The 14770-nt window shown below is 52.0% G+C and carries 18 protein-coding genes and 1 pseudogene; 15 read left to right on the plus strand and 4 right to left on the minus strand.

The window, feature by feature from the left end:
* The first annotated feature begins 79 nt into the window (after positions 1-79).
* The 5 genes from ssuE to ssuB are packed head-to-tail and all read left to right on the plus strand — an operon-like array spanning position 80 to position 4320.
* On the plus strand, positions 80-655 hold the full coding sequence (gene ssuE / locus ECL_RS13265; protein ID WP_013097270.1) for an NADPH-dependent FMN reductase: 576 nt from the start codon (positions 80-82) through the stop codon (positions 653-655).
* A complete protein-coding gene (locus ECL_RS13270) occupies positions 648-1610 on the plus strand; it encodes a sulfonate ABC transporter substrate-binding protein (RefSeq protein WP_013097271.1) in 963 nt (320 codons plus the stop codon). The genes ssuE and ECL_RS13270 overlap by 8 nt, the downstream gene beginning before the upstream one ends.
* Positions 1607-2752: an FMNH2-dependent alkanesulfonate monooxygenase gene (gene ssuD, locus ECL_RS13275; RefSeq protein ID WP_013097272.1), complete on the plus strand. Its 1146-nt coding sequence runs from the start codon at positions 1607-1609 to the stop codon at positions 2750-2752. Before ECL_RS13270 ends, ssuD begins: the two co-directional genes overlap by 4 nt.
* 9 nt (positions 2753-2761) lie before the next feature.
* Positions 2762-3553 (plus strand): aliphatic sulfonate ABC transporter permease SsuC, encoded by a 792-nt coding sequence (gene ssuC, locus ECL_RS13280; protein WP_013097273.1) that lies wholly within the window; start codon positions 2762-2764, stop codon positions 3551-3553.
* Complete coding sequence (gene ssuB / locus ECL_RS13285) at positions 3550-4320, plus strand: aliphatic sulfonates ABC transporter ATP-binding protein (RefSeq protein ID WP_013097274.1); 771 nt, start codon at positions 3550-3552, stop codon at positions 4318-4320. The genes ssuC and ssuB overlap by 4 nt, the downstream gene beginning before the upstream one ends.
* Before the next feature lie 51 nt (positions 4321-4371).
* On the opposite strand, the gene pepN is transcribed toward ssuB, so the two are convergent.
* Complete coding sequence (pepN, locus tag ECL_RS13290) at positions 4372-6984, minus strand: aminopeptidase N (protein WP_013097275.1); 2613 nt, start codon at positions 6982-6984, stop codon at positions 4372-4374.
* Positions 6985-7409: 425 nt separating this feature from the next.
* Here pepN and ECL_RS13295 point away from each other — a divergent pair, with 425 nt between their 5' ends.
* Both ECL_RS13295 and ECL_RS13300 read left to right on the plus strand, forming a co-directional pair.
* On the plus strand, positions 7410-7649 hold the full coding sequence (locus ECL_RS13295) for a DinI family protein (protein ID WP_013097276.1): 240 nt from the start codon (positions 7410-7412) through the stop codon (positions 7647-7649).
* A 102-nt stretch (positions 7650-7751) separates the two neighbouring features.
* Positions 7752-8872, plus strand: a protein-coding gene (locus ECL_RS13300; RefSeq protein WP_087451024.1) for an IS3-like element ISSen4 family transposase whose coding sequence is annotated in 2 segments (ribosomal slippage) — positions 7752-8010 and positions 8010-8872 — 1122 coding nt in all. Because the reading frame shifts where the segments join, the coding sequence is not laid out codon by codon here.
* 28 nt (positions 8873-8900) lie between these two features.
* Here ECL_RS13300 and ECL_RS13305 read toward each other — a convergent pair.
* The 3 genes and pseudogenes from ECL_RS13305 to ECL_RS13315 all read right to left on the minus strand — a co-directional run.
* Positions 8901-9410: pseudogene (locus ECL_RS13305) on the minus strand (helix-turn-helix domain-containing protein); the annotation flags it as partial.
* 167 nt (positions 9411-9577) lie between these two features.
* A protein-coding gene (locus tag ECL_RS13310; RefSeq protein WP_088581786.1) for an IS3 family transposase occupies positions 9578-10725 on the minus strand; the annotation gives its coding sequence in 2 pieces (ribosomal slippage) (positions 9578-10488 and positions 10488-10725; 1149 coding nt in all).
* A 44-nt stretch (positions 10726-10769) separates the two neighbouring features.
* Positions 10770-10952, minus strand: coding sequence for a transcriptional regulator (locus ECL_RS13315; RefSeq protein WP_072072180.1), 183 nt, complete (start codon positions 10950-10952; stop codon positions 10770-10772).
* Between the two features lie 49 nt (positions 10953-11001).
* Between ECL_RS13315 and ECL_RS13320 the strand changes: the two genes are divergently transcribed.
* The 8 genes from ECL_RS13320 to ECL_RS13350 all read left to right on the plus strand — a co-directional run bounded on the left by ECL_RS13320 (position 11002) and on the right by ECL_RS13350 (position 14759).
* Positions 11002-11787: a S24 family peptidase gene (locus tag ECL_RS13320; RefSeq protein WP_102135191.1), complete on the plus strand. Its 786-nt coding sequence runs from the start codon at positions 11002-11004 to the stop codon at positions 11785-11787.
* A gap of 175 nt (positions 11788-11962) precedes the next feature.
* Positions 11963-12394 (plus strand): helix-turn-helix domain-containing protein, encoded by a 432-nt coding sequence (locus ECL_RS13325; protein ID WP_044158727.1) that lies wholly within the window; start codon positions 11963-11965, stop codon positions 12392-12394.
* A 66-nt stretch (positions 12395-12460) separates the two neighbouring features.
* Positions 12461-12847 carry a S24 family peptidase gene (locus ECL_RS13330; RefSeq protein ID WP_044158724.1) on the plus strand — a complete coding sequence of 129 codons (387 nt, stop codon included), beginning with the start codon at positions 12461-12463 and terminating at the stop codon, positions 12845-12847.
* 106 nt (positions 12848-12953) lie between these two features.
* A complete protein-coding gene (locus tag ECL_RS13335; protein WP_006811079.1) occupies positions 12954-13178 on the plus strand; it encodes a hypothetical protein in 225 nt (74 codons plus the stop codon).
* Entirely contained in the window at positions 13171-13578 is a 408-nt protein-coding gene (locus ECL_RS13340) for a hypothetical protein (RefSeq protein ID WP_013097278.1), read from the plus strand. Before ECL_RS13335 ends, ECL_RS13340 begins: the two co-directional genes overlap by 8 nt.
* Positions 13550-13771, plus strand: coding sequence for a ParE family toxin-like protein (locus ECL_RS28005; protein WP_023332562.1), 222 nt, complete (start codon positions 13550-13552; stop codon positions 13769-13771). The genes ECL_RS13340 and ECL_RS28005 overlap by 29 nt, the downstream gene beginning before the upstream one ends.
* Positions 13768-14181 (plus strand): hypothetical protein, encoded by a 414-nt coding sequence (locus ECL_RS13345; RefSeq protein WP_013097279.1) that lies wholly within the window; start codon positions 13768-13770, stop codon positions 14179-14181. Before ECL_RS28005 ends, ECL_RS13345 begins: the two co-directional genes overlap by 4 nt.
* The gene (locus ECL_RS13350; RefSeq protein WP_013097280.1) at positions 14181-14759 is read left to right on the plus strand and encodes a hypothetical protein; all 579 of its coding nucleotides are present in this window, start codon (positions 14181-14183) and stop codon (positions 14757-14759) included. The genes ECL_RS13345 and ECL_RS13350 overlap by 1 nt, the downstream gene beginning before the upstream one ends.
* Positions 14760-14770 lie beyond the last annotated feature (11 nt).

A 14770-nucleotide genomic window follows, 5' to 3' on the forward strand; every position in this document is an offset into this window, starting at 1 on the left:
AATAACCACGCAGTGTCACACTCCTGAAAATTGTTATGAATGTTAGATAAAAGCAAACAATTAGTTATAAGGAGCACACATGCGCGTCATCACCCTGGCCGGAAGTCCACGTTTCCCTTCTCGTTCCAGCGCCCTGCTGGAATATGCCCGCGAAAGGCTTAATGCTCTGGATGTGGAAGTGTGCCACTGGAATCTGCACAACTTTGAACCTGAGGATCTGCTCTACGCGCGCTTTGACAGTCCGGCATTGAACACCCTGATTGAACAGCTAAAAAGTGCTGACGGTCTTATCGTCGCGACCCCGATTTATAAAGCCTCATTTTCCGGCGCACTGAAAACCTTGCTCGATCTGCTGCCTGAACGTGCACTTGATGGAAAAGTGGTGTTGCCGCTGGCTACGGGCGGTACGGTTGCGCATTTACTGGCCGTGGATTACGCCCTGAAGCCGGTACTGAACGCGTTGAAGGCGCAGGAGATCCTGCACGGCGTTTTTGCCGATGACTCGCAGGTTATCGATTACCAGCACAAACCGCATTTCACCCCGAATCTGCAAACCCGGCTCGACACTGCGCTGGAGACATTCTGGCATGCCCTGCACCGTCGCGATATTCAGGCACCTGCGTTTGGACAGCCACAAGGAGTCGCACATGTTTAAAACACTTACCCGTATCAGCCTGGCTGGTCTGCTCACACTCTCGTCCCTGACCCATGCAGCAGAGACGGCACCTGACAGTTTGCGCATTGGTTACCAGAAAGGCAGCGTCAGTATGGTGCTGGCAAAAAGCCACCAGCTTCTGGAAAAACGCTTCCCACAGACCAAATTCTCCTGGGTGGAGTTTCCTGCCGGGCCACAAATGCTGGAGGCGCTGAACGTTGGAAGCATCGATTTAGGCAGTACTGGCGATATTCCACCGATCTTTGCGCAGGCGGCCGGGGCCGATCTGGTCTACGTTGGCGTTGAGCCACCAAAACCTAAAGCCGAGGTGATTCTGGTGCCGGAAAATAGCGCCATTAAAAATGTCGCCGAACTTAAAGGTCACAAAGTCGCATTCCAGAAAGGTTCCAGCTCGCACAACCTGCTACTCCGCGCCCTGCAGGAGGCCGGGCTAAAGTTCACCGATATTCAGCCCGTCTATCTGACCCCTGCTGATGCCCGCGCCGCCTTCCAGCAAGGCAATGTCGACGCGTGGGCTATCTGGGATCCTTACTACTCCGCGGCATTACTTCAGGGCGGCGTACGGGTATTGAAAGATGGCACAACCCTGAAACAGACCGGTTCGTTCTACCTTGCAGCCCGTCCGTATGCAGAGAAAAACGGTGCCTTTGTTCAGGACGTCCTGAATACCTTTACCGAAGCCGATACCCTGACGCAAAGCCAGCGCCCGGAGAGCATCACCCTGCTGGCGAAAACCATGGGCTTACCGGAGGCGGTGATCGCGAGCTACCTCAACCACCGTCCACCCACCACCATTATCCCGGTGGACGCACATGTCGCAGCCCTGCAACAACAGACTGCCGACCTCTTTTATCAAAACCGCTTAGTCCCAAAACAGGTGAACATTCGCGAACGCATCTGGCAACCCGCAGCCAAAGAAGGAGCCAAATCATGAGTCTGAATCTTTTCTGGTTTTTACCCACCCACGGTGATGGACACTATCTTGGTACCGAAGAAGGGTCGCGCCCGGTTGACCACGGCTATCTGCAGCAGATTGCGCAGGCGGCAGACCGAATCGGTTTCACCGGCGTGCTGATCCCCACCGGACGCTCGTGCGAAGACGCCTGGCTGGTCGCCGCGTCGATGATCCCGGTCACCCAGCGCCTGAAATTCCTGGTGGCATTGCGTCCGAGCGTGGTTTCCCCGACCGTTGCCGCACGTCAGGCGGCAACGCTCGACAGGCTCTCCAACGGACGCGCGCTGTTTAACCTGGTCACCGGCAGCGATCCGCAGGAACTGGCCGGTGACGGCGTGTTCCTCGATCATACGGAACGCTATGAGGCCTCCGCCGAGTTTACCCGCGTCTGGCGACGTCTGCTTGAGGGGGAAACGGTCACCTTCGATGGCAAGCATATTCATGTTCGCGACGCGAAACTCTACTTTCCTCCGGTACAGCAGCCGCGTCCACCGCTCTACTTCGGCGGATCGTCGGATGTGGCACAGGATCTGGCGGCAGAACAGGTCGATCTCTATCTGACCTGGGGGGAGCCGCCTGAACTGGTGAAAGAGAAAATTGCCCAGGTGCAGGCCAAAGCCGCCGCCCATGGCCGCAAGGTGCGCTTTGGCATTCGCCTGCACGTGATTGTGCGTGAAACCAACGAAGAGGCCTGGCAGGCCGCTGACCGGCTGATCTCGCATCTGGACGATGAGACCATCGCCAAAGCGCAGGCGGCGTTTGCGAAAACCGACTCCGTTGGACAGCACCGGATGGCTTCGTTACATAACGGCAAACGCGAGAATCTGGAGATCAGCCCCAATCTCTGGGCGGGTGTCGGCCTGGTACGCGGTGGCGCAGGTACTGCGCTGGTGGGTGACGGCCCGACCGTCGCGGCGCGTATCAACGAATATGCCGAGCTGGGTATCGACAGCTTTATCCTCTCGGGCTATCCGCATCTTGAGGAGGCATACAAAGTGGGTGAACTGCTGTTCCCGCATCTGGATGTCGCTATCCCGGACATTCCGCAGCCCCGCCAGCTGCAGCTTCAGGGCGAAGCCGTGGCCAACGAGTTTATTCCGCGAAAAGTCGCGCAAAGCTAAGGAGTGGCTATGTCTCTCACCACACAAAAATGGCTGTTGCGCGCCGCCCCGTGGTTTTTACCTGTCGGCATTGTCCTTATCTGGCAACTGGCCTCCTCCACCGGCTGGCTGTCGAACCGTATCCTGCCCTCTCCGGAGGGCGTAATCGAAGCCTTCTGGTCGCTGAGTGCCAGCGGCGAGCTGTGGCAGCACCTGGCCATTAGCTCCTGGCGCGCGGTGATTGGGTTTTCCATCGGCGGGAGCATCGGCCTGACGCTGGGGTTGATCAGCGGCCTGTCCCGCTGGGGGGAACGGTTGCTGGATACCTCCATTCAGATGCTGCGCAACGTACCGCATCTGGCGCTGATCCCCCTGGTCATTCTGTGGTTTGGTATTGATGAGAGCGCCAAAATTTTCCTCGTGGCGCTGGGCACGCTGTTCCCGATTTACATCAATACCTGGCATGGGATCCGCAATATCGATCGCGGGCTGGTTGAGATGGCACGCAGCTACGGATTATCAGGATTTGCCCTGTTTATCAACGTGCTGCTGCCGGGCGCCTTGCCCTCCATTATGGTTGGCGTTCGCTTTGCGCTCGGCCTGATGTGGCTGACGCTGATCGTCGCGGAGACCATTTCAGCCAACTCCGGCATTGGCTATCTGGCAATGAACGCCCGCGAATTCCTGCAAACGGACGTGGTGGTAGTCGCCATTATCCTTTATGCCCTGCTGGGCAAACTTGCTGACGTCAGCGCCCAGTGGCTGGAACGCAGCTGGCTGCGCTGGAACCCGGCCTATTTCTCTCAGGAGGCGAAAGCATGAATACCGCCCGACTCACTAAGGGGACACCGCTGTTACTTAACGGCGTCACGAAACGCTACGGCGACAAAACCATTCTTAACGCCCTGGATCTGCATATCCCCGCCGGACAATTTGTGGCCGTTGTCGGCCGCAGCGGCGGCGGCAAGAGTACGCTGCTGCGCCTGTTAGCCGGACTGGAAGCGCCGAATGGAGGGGAGATTCTGGCAGGGACAACGCCGCTGGCCAATATTCAGGATGATACTCGCATGATGTTTCAGGATGCGCGCCTGCTGCCCTGGAAAACGGTGATCGATAACGTCGGGCTGGGGCTGAAAGGTCACTGGCGGGAGGAGGCGCGTCAGGCGCTGGCCGCCGTCGGGCTGGAGGATCGCGCCGGTGACTGGCCTGCGGCCCTCTCTGGCGGGCAAAAACAGCGTGTAGCGCTGGCGCGGGCGTTGATACATCGTCCAGGCCTGCTGCTGCTTGATGAGCCGCTCGGGGCACTTGATGCCCTGACGCGGATTGAGATGCAGGATTTAATTGCCTCGCTCTGGCAGGAGCATGGTTTTACGGTCCTGCTGGTGACGCACGACGTGAGCGAAGCCGTCGCCATGGCCGACCGGGTGCTGTTAATAGAAGAGGGAAAAATTGGTCTGGATCTGACGGTGGATATTTCACGCCCTCGCCGTGTGGGATCGGCAAGACTGGCAGAGCTGGAAGCGGAGGTGCTGGAGCGGGTGATGAGGCGCGGTGTGAATGAGCGCGCCTTGATTACGGCTAATGCCTGATGCCTTCACCCGGCCCTCTCCCACAGGGAGAGGGTGGGATTAACGTTTATATTACGCCAGCGCCTTCGAAATCTTCTCGTACAGATCGCCAGAGAGATTTTCCAGCCCTTTAAGCTGCTCAAGCGCGGCACGCATCTTCGCCTGGCGCTGCGTATCGTAGCGTTTCAGGCGGATCAGCGGCTCAATCAGACGTGATGCCACCTGCGGGTTGCGGCTGTTCAGCTCGGTCAGCATTTCCACCATGAACTGATAACCGCTGCCGTCTTCCGCGTGGAACGCAGCCGGGTTGCTGCTGGCAAACGCGCCAATCAGGGAGCGGACGCGGTTCGGGTTGCTCATAGTAAAGGAGCGATGCTTCAGCAGGCTGCGCACGTTGCTGAGCGCATCGGCTGCCGGACTGGTCGCCTGCAGAATGAACCACTTGTCCATGACCAGGCCATCCTGGTGCCACTTGTCGTCATACTCTTGCATCAGCGCATCACGGCACGATAACTCGGCTGCCACGCTTGCCGCCAGGGCTGCGAGCGCGTCGGTCATATTATCCGCTTCGTGATACTGCTTGCTCACCAGCGTGTTCGCCAGGTCTGTTTCACCAAAGGCCAGGTAGCGCAGACAGGTATTGCGCAGGGAACGTTTACCAATGTCGTCATGTTCCACGCGGTACGCATCCAGCTTGTTGGCGTTGTAGATCGCCAGGAACTCATCCGCCAGTTCGGCCGCCAGCGTGCGAGTCAGCGCTTCACGCACAGCCACGATGGCAATAGGATCGATGGTCTCGAACAGCTCAGCGATTTCGGTCGCGGACGGCAACGTCAGGATTTCAGCCGCGAGGGCCGGATCAATCTGTTCATCCAGCAGAACCGCACGGAACGCGTCAGCCACGTGAACCGGCAGCGACAGCGGCTGGCCCTGCTGATGACGATTAACGTTCAGCTTGATGTATGTCGCGAGCAGGCTTTGCGCGGCATCCCAGCGGGAGAAATCGTTGCGCGCGTGACGCATCAGGAACGTCAGCTGCTGATCGCTCCACTTGTACTCCAGCTTCACTGGTGCAGAGAATTCACACAGCAGCGCAGGCACCGGCTGGAAATAGACGTTATCGAAGATAAAGGTCTGCTCTGCCTGGGTCACGTTTAGCACGTGGTGTACCGGATGACCGCCCTTCTGCAGCGGGATCACTTTGCCTTCGTTATCATACAGTTCAATGCTGAACGGAATGTGCAGCGGATATTTTTCTTCCTGCTCAGCCGTTGGCGGCGTGCGTTGGCTGATGGTCAGGGTGTACTGCTCGGTCTCCGGATTGTAATCGTCTTTAACGGTGACAATCGGCGTACCGGCCTGGCTGTACCAGCGGCGGAAGTGAGAGAGATCCACATTCGACGCATCTTCCATTGCCTGCACAAAATCATCGCAGGTGGCAGCGCTGCCGTCGTGACGCTCGAAATAGAGCTGCATCCCTTTCTGGAAGTTCTCCTCGCCCAGCAGGGTATGGATCATACGGATAATTTCCGCCCCTTTTTCATACACCGTCAGGGTGTAGAAGTTATTCATCTCGATGACTTTGTCAGGACGAATTGGGTGCGCCATCGGACTGGCATCTTCCGCGAACTGCAACCCACGCATGGTGCGCACGTTGTTGATGCGGTTAACCGCCCGCGAGCCCAGATCGGAGCTGAACTCCTGGTCACGGAATACGGTCAGGCCTTCTTTAAGGCTCAGTTGGAACCAGTCGCGGCAGGTGACGCGGTTACCGGTCCAGTTATGGAAATATTCGTGGCCAATAACCCGCTCGATATCGAGGTAATCTTTATCGGTGGCGGTATCGGTACGGGCCAGCACGTATTTGGAGTTAAAGATGTTGAGACCTTTGTTCTCCATCGCCCCCATGTTGAAGAAGTCGACGGCGACAATCATATAGATGTCGAGATCGTATTCCAGACCAAAACGCTCTTCGTCCCATTTCATGGAGTTGATGAGCGAGGTCATCGCCCATGGCGCGCGATCGAGGTTGCCACGGTCAACGAACAGTTCCAGCGCCACTTCTCGGCCAGAACGGGTTTTGAAGGTGTCACGTAAGACGTCGAAATCACCCGCCACCAGCGCAAACAGGTAGCATGGTTTCGGGAACGGATCCTGCCACTGTACCCAGTGACGGCCGTTTTCCAGCTCACCCTCACCCACGCGGTTACCGTTAGAGAGCAGGAAAGGATAAAGCGTTTTATCCGCGATGATTTTGGTGGTAAAACGCGCCAGCACGTCCGGACGATCAAGATACCAGGTGATGTGGCGGAAACCTTCCGCTTCACACTGGGTACACAGCGCCACGCCAGACTGGTAGAGCCCTTCCAGCGCCGTATTGGCGGCAGGGCTGATTTCATTCACGATGCGCAGCGTAAAGCGTTCCGGCAGGTTATCGATCACCAGCTGGTTGTCTTCTTCTTTATAGTCAGTCCAGGCTGCATCATTAATATGCAGGGAGACCAGCGTCAGGTCTTCACCATCCAGACGCAGCGGCACTGCCGTCGCGCTCTGGCGCGTCACCTGGCTTACCGCCGTCACAACGGTTTTAGTGGCATCCAGGTCAAAAGTCAGATCGATATCGCTAATCAGGTAATCCGGCGCACGATAGTCGTGGCGGTATTTGGCTTGTGGCTGTTGTGTCATAGAAAACCTTATGCATCGTTTGTCGAATAACGATTCCAGTCTATTCCTGTTGTGTAGATCGCGCTATGCAGAATGTTCATCTTTTCAGGTACAAACACCCTTTTTGCTACATTTGTATAATATGAACTCATAGTTTTTAAAATCGATAAAGATCGTCCAGGAGCGCTTTAAACAAGGGATGAGCGAGATCGAGATAAAGCTTGATTAACGAACTTTTACGAACTTCACAGACCACTTTTGCCCCATCCATGCCCCACGCATAATTCTAGTCAGCGCCAGACCACATCAGCCCTGTAGGGCAAATCGATAACAAACAAGCCAGCAGTATGTTCCCCAAAATTAAAAAACAAGTGGTTCATGCCTTGACAGACAAAACCTTCAAAGCAAAAATACTGTATATTCAAACAGTGATTAGCGGAGCACGTATGTTCGTAGAACTGGTATATGACAAGCGTAATGTTGCGGGGCTCGAAGGAGCCAGAGAGATCATTCTGGCCGAGCTGACGAAGCGGGTGCATCAGATTTTCCCTGATGCCGAAGTGAAGGTGAAGCCAATGCAGGCGAACGCCTTAAACAGCAACGCCAGCAAAAGTGATCGGGAAAAGCTGAACCGCATGCTGGAGGAAATGTTTGAAGACGCAAATATGTGGCTGGTGAATGATTAGCAAAGCCCGTGTTCGCTTCGTGCATACCTTCTGACCTGCTCCCCGTTGATTAGTACACCCCGATGTTAGTAATGTCTTCATAAGCCACATGAGGACATCCCCATGAAGAAGCGTTTTTCCGACGAACAGATCATCAGTATTCTCCGCGAAGCCGAAGCTGGGGTACCCGCCCGTGAACTCTGCCGCAAGCATGCCATTTCCGATGCCACGTTTTACACCTGGCGTAAGAAGTATGGCGGTATGGAGGTGCCTGAAGTTAAGCGCCTGAAGTCGCTTGAGGAAGAGAACGCCAGACTCAAGAAGCTGCTTGCCGAAGCCATGCTGGATAAAGAGGCGCTTCAGGTGGCTCTTGGGCGAAAGTACTGACGACAGACCAGAAGCGGGAAGCCGTGATGTTGATGTGTGATGCGACCGGTCTGTCGCAACGTCGTGCCTGCAGGCTTACAGGTTTATCCCTGTCGACCTGCCGCTATGAGGCTCACCGTCCGGCTGCTGATGCGCATTTATCAGGGCGCATCACTGAGCTGGCACTGGAGCGCAGGCGTTTTGGCTACCGTCGTATTTGGCAGTTGCTGCGCCGTGAAGGGCTTCATGTTAATCATAAGCGCGTGTACCGGCTTTATCACCTCAGTGGCCTGGGCGTAAAACGCAGAAGACGTCGTAAAGGGCTGGCAACAGAACGTCTGCCGCTGCTCCGTCCGGCGGCGCCCAATCTGACCTGGTCGATGGATTTCGTCATGGACGCACTTTCCACCGGTCGCAGGATCAAGTGTCTTACCTGCGTCGATGATTTCACAAAGGAATGCCTGACGGTCACTGTTGCCTTTGGGATTTCAGGCGTTCAGGTCACGCGTATTCTGGACAGCATTGCACTGTTTCGAGGCTATCCGGCGACGATAAGAACTGACCAGGGGCCGGAGTTCACTTGCCGTGCACTGGATCAATGGGCCTTTGAGCATGGTGTTGAGTTGCGCTTAATCCAGCCGGGCAAGCCAACGCAGAACGGATTTATTGAGAGCTTTAACGGACGATTTCGCGATGAATGTTTGAATGAGCACTGGTTCAGCGATATCGTTCATGCCAGGAAAATTATTAATGACTGGCGGCAGGATTATAACGAATGCCGCCCGCACTCCACGCTGAATTATCAGACACCGTCTGAATTTGCAGCGGGCTGGAGAAAGGGTCATTCTGAGAATGAAGATTCCGACGTTACTAACTGAGTGTTGTATCTAATCGTGGGGGCAGGTCATATGCCTGCCATGCCTGCTCGAACTCGTTGGAATAGTTTCCCTTGGAAGAGCGATTTTCAGAATCGTTGTCAGATGAACCGTTATATTTAGGTTCTATGACTGATTCATTGACTGGTTCAAAAGAGTGACTGATTCTGGGTGCAGCTCCTGCACTACCCCCTAGTGAATCTCCTGCACTATGGGGTGAATCTCCTGCACCAGGTAGTGAACTATTTGCACTACCCCCTAGTGAATCTCCTGCACTACTGAAATCAAGCCGATATACATTACTTGAGTTACCTTTTGGACCTGGGCGAAGTTCTTTTTTTACCAGGCCGCATTCACATAAAGCATCAATGTGAATCATCACAGATCGCTTACTGATTTCGCACTGATCGGCGATATGTTGATAGCTTGGCCAGCACTCGCCATGGTCACTAGCGTTATCTGCAAGCTTCAGTAGCACGAGCTTACGCAGTGGATTTCCCACCTTGACCTTCATTGCTTTAACCATCAGTTCCATGCTCATGCGACACCCGCCAACTCATTTTCGTTACTGAATTCAGCCACCAGTAAAGGTTCGCTGACGCAATAATGCCGTGACATGTCACACCTCATTGCCCGGACGTGGGAAAACAAGCATTTCTCGCTTGAGGGGTTTTTTACCCACAAAAGTTCTGAATCGCCACGGATAATCTAGACACTTCCTAGCCGTTGATAATACTGGTTTTCATATTCTGTCGGTGACATCTGATCGCTGGAACCATGCCGACGCTTACTGTTATAAAACATTTCGATGTAATCAAAAATATCGCTGCGGGCTTCTTCCCGCGTTCCGTAGCTCTTTTTCTTTATCCGTTCGCGTTTCAACAACTGGAAAAAGCTTTCTGCAACCGCATTATCATGGCAGTTACCGCGACGGCTCATGCTGCCCTCCAGGCCGTGTGATTTCAGGAACGACTGCCACTCATGGCTTGTGTACTGACTGCCCTGATCCGAATGAACCAGCACCTGTTTTTGGGGATTACGGCGCCATACAGCCATCAGCAGTGCGTTCAGGACAATGTCCTTTGTCATCCGGGATTGCATGGACCAGCCGATAATTTTGCGTGAGAACAGATCAACAACCACGGCAAGATACAGCCAGCCTTCGTGGGTCCTGATGTAGGTTATGTCCGTTACCCAACGCTTATCCGGAGCATCCGGATTGAACTGTCGCTGGAGCCTGTTGGGCGACACGATACTGGCCTCGCCTTTACGTGCCCGCGGGCTCCGGTATCCGACCTGAGCCTTTATCCCGACACGTTTCATCAGTCGCCAGACTCTGTTCACTCCGCACTGTTGCCCGCTGTCCCGCAGATCCAGATGGATTTTGCGATAACCATAGACGCATCCCGATTCCAGCCAGAACTGTTTAATCTGTCCTGTCAGTCTCAGGTCTGCCTGATGGCGTTGTGAATGCGGCTGCTGAAGCCAGGCGTAAAAACCACTGGGATGAACATCCAGCACCCGACAGAGCAGGCGAACAGGCCAGCAACAGGTGTTGTCACGGATAAAGGCGTACCTCAGTCGGACAGCTTTGCGAAGTACGCCGCGGCTTTTTTTAATATGTCCCGTTCGTCGGTAACCCGCTTCAGCTCTTTCTGGAGACGGCGGATCTCGGCCTGAGCATCTGACTGTTCTTTATTAGCGGAAGAATCCGGACCGTACTTCTTTATCCAGGCGTAAAGGCTGTGGGTGGTGATATCGAGACGTGTTGCAACGCTGGCAACAGAATAACCGCGATCAACAACCTGTTTGACTGCTTCAGTTTTAAACTCTTCGGGATAACGCTTACCGCTCATGGGCACCTCTCTTTAAGCCATCTTAAATGACTCTGAGGTGTCTGTTAAACCCGTGGCGATTCAGTTCTACTTGCTGCTTCAATAGAAGTTGCAAGTTTTGGTGACGCATTTCTGTATCCGTAGGCAATAAGATTCAAATATCCTGTTGATGTACCGCTCTTAACTGCCAAAGCGTGCCACTCTTCTTTAGTGGAAGCACGACGCCAGGAAAGAAGTTCGTTTTCCATACCCACACCTCAATTTATCATTTTGGTAAAGTTTATCTTTACGATAACTATGAGGCAAGATAAATTTATCAAATTGGGTATTTATCATATTGCTAAAAAGTGGGAGTATTTGGTCATGGACATAAAAAACATTCGACGCCAGAACCTAAACAGGTTGATTGGTGAGTACATCGTGGAAGGTTATACCAAGGCACAAATTGCTGAAAAAATTGGTATACCCCCTTCTCAACTGAGTCAGTTATCTGGCTCTAACGCCTCTCGTAACATTGGCGACATAATAGCTAGGAGAATTGAGTCAAGTATGGGCCTGCCCCATGGCTGGATGGATTCAAAGAGAGCAGATGTTGATGCATCTGGTACCAAGCCTAACTTTTTCATAAATCCACTGACAAAAAATCAGCAACAATACCGAATTGAGGTGATGGACACTGAGTTCAGTTGCGGAAGTGGCAGGATGAACATGGACTATCCTGAAATAGTTAAATCGATTGAACTTGATCCAGAGGAAGCTAAAAGGATGTTTGGTGGGCGTAGCCCTACCTCCCTGAAAATCTGCACGGTTGTCGGAGATAGCATGCTCGGGACTATTTTCCCTGGGGATCTTGTCGTTATAGACGTTACGGTAAACCGGTTGATAGGTGATGGGATTTATGCGTTCGTTTATGGTGACAACTTTCATATCAAACGCTTACAGCTGCTTAAGGACAAGCTGGTAGTCATCAGCGATAATTCAACTTACGAAAAATGGTTTGTATCTGAAACTGATCAAAGCGAGTTTCACATTCAGGGCTTAGTTGTCGGTAGATGGCAAATGTCATACAACCGTTTGGGTTGAGACTCATACATATAAAAAACCAGCTTCGGCTGGTTTTTTTATGCCCTGCACAAAATAATTTACCATATATATCAAAGGCATAACTATTAATTTATCATAATTTATCAAAAAGATATTTACCAAAATTTATCTTTGAGATAAAGTTCATTCATCGGCAAACAATGGAGCCAATGAAATGAATACTCAAATCACCGTAGCCAAAACCATCGGCAAAAGAATATTAAATCAAAGATCTTCGCTTCGACTCTCTCAGGATTTTTTGGCTGATCATCTTGGTTTAACAACCGAAACCATTAACAACTGGGAAACGGAAAAAACTGTTCCTTTTGCTGACCAGTTAATCCAATTGGCTAACATTCTTCATTCTGATGTTCTGTGGCTCATTTCAGGAAACGAGCAGTGCGGTGAATTTACAGAACCAACAAGTATTATAACGTCCAATCAACTTAACTCATGGTCTGCTGATATTGGCAATTGCAGAATGGCTTTATCTAACGCTATGGATTGCATGCCTCCGGAATTGTCGTCTATCGGTACACTAACTATCGTTTATGAAAAATTAGACGACTTGCAAGAAACCATCTGCAAGCAAGCCGACAAAATTTAAAATTAATTAACATTATTTAATTAACACCTTTCTTGGTGGGGACAAACTCACCCTTAGGAAATGAAAATGCAAAATTCCGTCGCAATTAATCAGCCGATTAAAACGCCTCAAATGCTGTTCGGATCTGACAACATTAATGACTTTGGTAACCGCGTTCAAAGCTGCCGGATGGAAGGTTACTCCATGCAGCCGACCATCGAACCATGTGAGGTTGTGGCTTTCGTTGATTGCGGTGGACATGCGCTTACCTCTGGCATTTATGTTTACACAATGGATGCTTTTGGTCGCCCATGCCTTTTCATTAAGAGAATCGAGCCATTAGCTGATGGCTCATTAAAAATCATTTCTGATAACCATCATTACGAAACTTTCACCCTTAATACCGATGAACAGAAAGAAATCAAAATTCACGGTCGGGTGGTGGCTTCTTTGGCTGTGAGGCGCTTCGTATGACTTTCATCATTGATAAATCGGCATATAGAACAGCATGCCTTTATGCGGCCTGCGGTTACGAGGTAATCGCTCGTCTTTATCTTAAAAAAGCATATGGTCGGTAATTATGAGCTTATTAAAAAGGCAAGACATTCAGGTTGTGAACATCAAAGCCGAGCAACTGGCTGGTTTATCGCAAACATTATTTGAATATCACGACAAACTGGACCATTTCCAACTTAAAACTATTTGCTCTCTTGTTTATGACATTGCTGGCGAAATTCATGATTGGACCGAAAAAGAAGAGGAAATTGTTATGAGCTTAGAGGAGGAGGCTCGCCGCAATGGATAAATTAATCGAGACATATCGCCGCCGAATTTTAAAGGCAGCGTTATTACGCCACCAGCGAAAAACGGGCAGTAACTGCCTTGTTATTAAGCTCAATAAAGGTGGCATTAACACGGTCGAGTTAACAGAGATTCTTCTCGATGGATTATTGAGAAAATTCGAAAGGCTTGCGATCAGTGAGTACGGGAATGTCGAAGGCGTAAAAGCTATCAAGGGAATTTACAGCAGCGCTGTTGATGTTAATGGCAGCGGTGAATTCCTTACGGATTGCGGGAAGGAATTAATCGACGAGCTCATTTCTGAGCTGGTTGAGTTCGTCAAAAAACAAAAAGTAGAGGCTCCGAAAACGGAGGGTCATGAAATGGGGGGATCTGATGGCACTGACAGCGATACGAATTCCTGAGTGGGTTCACCTCAAAGCAGCACACGTTTTAAGCCAGTTCAGAGCAAGGCGCATTCACCCCTGCCGTATGCACGGCTCCGGTAATTTGAGCCTCAAGGTTAACCACCGCTGGCGGCTACTCTCCCGCGATGGCGGCAAGAACTGGGAAGTAATGTCCCATGAGCGTTATTCAAAAGTTAAGGATCGGAAATGAACGATAAACGCACCGTAAGCACAATTGATCTGGCATTGCAGAAACACGATACGCCAGTTGGCCCGCTTTTCGTGGCAGTACGCCACGGACGCATTAAAAAATGCTTCACTCGAGACACAGCGATCCGCTATCTGGCGTTCTTCATGACCACCGAGGCTTTTGAGCGTTCAGGTTTTCCACAGCGTCACCCGCGGGTGCGTATTGATCGCGATGATATGGAGGTATGGCGAGACGGGGAAACAAAGGCGGAGTATCTGGCCGCCCACCAGCGTTGTATTCGCCGTCTGCGTCGTATCCTGGCGCGCAAGCGAGAAATGGAGAAATGGTGTGAAAAATGGGACGCGATGCATGACCGGTTCATTAAAGAGGTCGATGCACTTCAAGCCATCAAGCCTAAAGGAGTGTATTGATGATTGCTTCAGCCTTTACTCCGGAGCCGACATCAACAGGCATCCGTTTTGGTAACCGCGTCATTGGTTATTCCGTCGCGGTTCGCCAGCTCGACAATGGCAACTATGACAAACGAATTCCGGATGGATTAGATCTGCTGGCTTGCATCATGGAAGCGATTGAAAGCGGCTGGTTTACCCCTGGCATCGAGAAAGAAATCATCATTTGGCGTTGGATGCTTGTTGCGGTCTTCATTACCGAGGAGCAGGCAAAGAACGGCACAGTTGAGGTTGCCAACGATTCTGGAGGGTTTGACACCGCAGTTATCTACTCCGGACAGCACGGTTCAATCAGTGTTTATCCTGCGCCAGAGCGGTTCGCACTCGCAAGCCATGTGGAAGGGTTAGCCATTGAGAAATACGGTCAGGAACTCGGCCAGCAGATGGCGCTGCGCATGTACCGGGACATGTTAGATACGGACGCTGAGAACGGGCTTCAACTCTCAAAAATGGGCCGGGAAGGTTTTAATCTCCTTCATGACAGCTTCATTGAACAGATTCAGAAAGAAGGTATGCCTGACAAGCCGGTTATGCACTGAGGAGGACGAAA

Source organism: Enterobacter cloacae subsp. cloacae ATCC 13047, assembly GCF_000025565.1.
GTDB classification, from domain to species: Bacteria; Pseudomonadota; Gammaproteobacteria; order Enterobacterales; family Enterobacteriaceae; genus Enterobacter; species Enterobacter cloacae.

Excerpts from the sequence above, each read along its gene's own strand:
- ssuE (WP_013097270.1), top strand. The coding sequence starts at position 80 with ATGCGCGTCATCACCCTGGCCGGAAGTCCACGTTTCCCTTCTCGTTCC.
- ECL_RS13270 (WP_013097271.1), top strand. The coding sequence starts at position 648 with ATGTTTAAAACACTTACCCGTATCAGCCTGGCTGGTCTGCTCACACTC.
- ssuD (WP_013097272.1), top strand. The coding sequence starts at position 1,607 with ATGAGTCTGAATCTTTTCTGGTTTTTACCCACCCACGGTGATGGACAC.
- ssuC (WP_013097273.1), top strand. The coding sequence starts at position 2,762 with ATGTCTCTCACCACACAAAAATGGCTGTTGCGCGCCGCCCCGTGGTTT.
- ssuB (WP_013097274.1), top strand. The coding sequence starts at position 3,550 with ATGAATACCGCCCGACTCACTAAGGGGACACCGCTGTTACTTAACGGC.
- pepN (WP_013097275.1), bottom strand. The coding sequence starts at position 6,984 with ATGACACAACAGCCACAAGCCAAATACCGCCACGACTATCGTGCGCCG.
- ECL_RS13295 (WP_013097276.1), top strand. The coding sequence starts at position 7,410 with ATGTTCGTAGAACTGGTATATGACAAGCGTAATGTTGCGGGGCTCGAA.
- ECL_RS13315 (WP_072072180.1), bottom strand. The coding sequence starts at position 10,952 with ATGGAAAACGAACTTCTTTCCTGGCGTCGTGCTTCCACTAAAGAAGAG.
- ECL_RS13320 (WP_102135191.1), top strand. The coding sequence starts at position 11,002 with ATGAGGCAAGATAAATTTATCAAATTGGGTATTTATCATATTGCTAAA.
- ECL_RS13325 (WP_044158727.1), top strand. The coding sequence starts at position 11,963 with ATGAATACTCAAATCACCGTAGCCAAAACCATCGGCAAAAGAATATTA.
- ECL_RS13330 (WP_044158724.1), top strand. The coding sequence starts at position 12,461 with ATGCAAAATTCCGTCGCAATTAATCAGCCGATTAAAACGCCTCAAATG.
- ECL_RS13335 (WP_006811079.1), top strand. The coding sequence starts at position 12,954 with ATGAGCTTATTAAAAAGGCAAGACATTCAGGTTGTGAACATCAAAGCC.
- ECL_RS13340 (WP_013097278.1), top strand. The coding sequence starts at position 13,171 with ATGGATAAATTAATCGAGACATATCGCCGCCGAATTTTAAAGGCAGCG.
- ECL_RS28005 (WP_023332562.1), top strand. The coding sequence starts at position 13,550 with ATGGCACTGACAGCGATACGAATTCCTGAGTGGGTTCACCTCAAAGCA.
- ECL_RS13345 (WP_013097279.1), top strand. The coding sequence starts at position 13,768 with ATGAACGATAAACGCACCGTAAGCACAATTGATCTGGCATTGCAGAAA.
- ECL_RS13350 (WP_013097280.1), top strand. The coding sequence starts at position 14,181 with ATGATTGCTTCAGCCTTTACTCCGGAGCCGACATCAACAGGCATCCGT.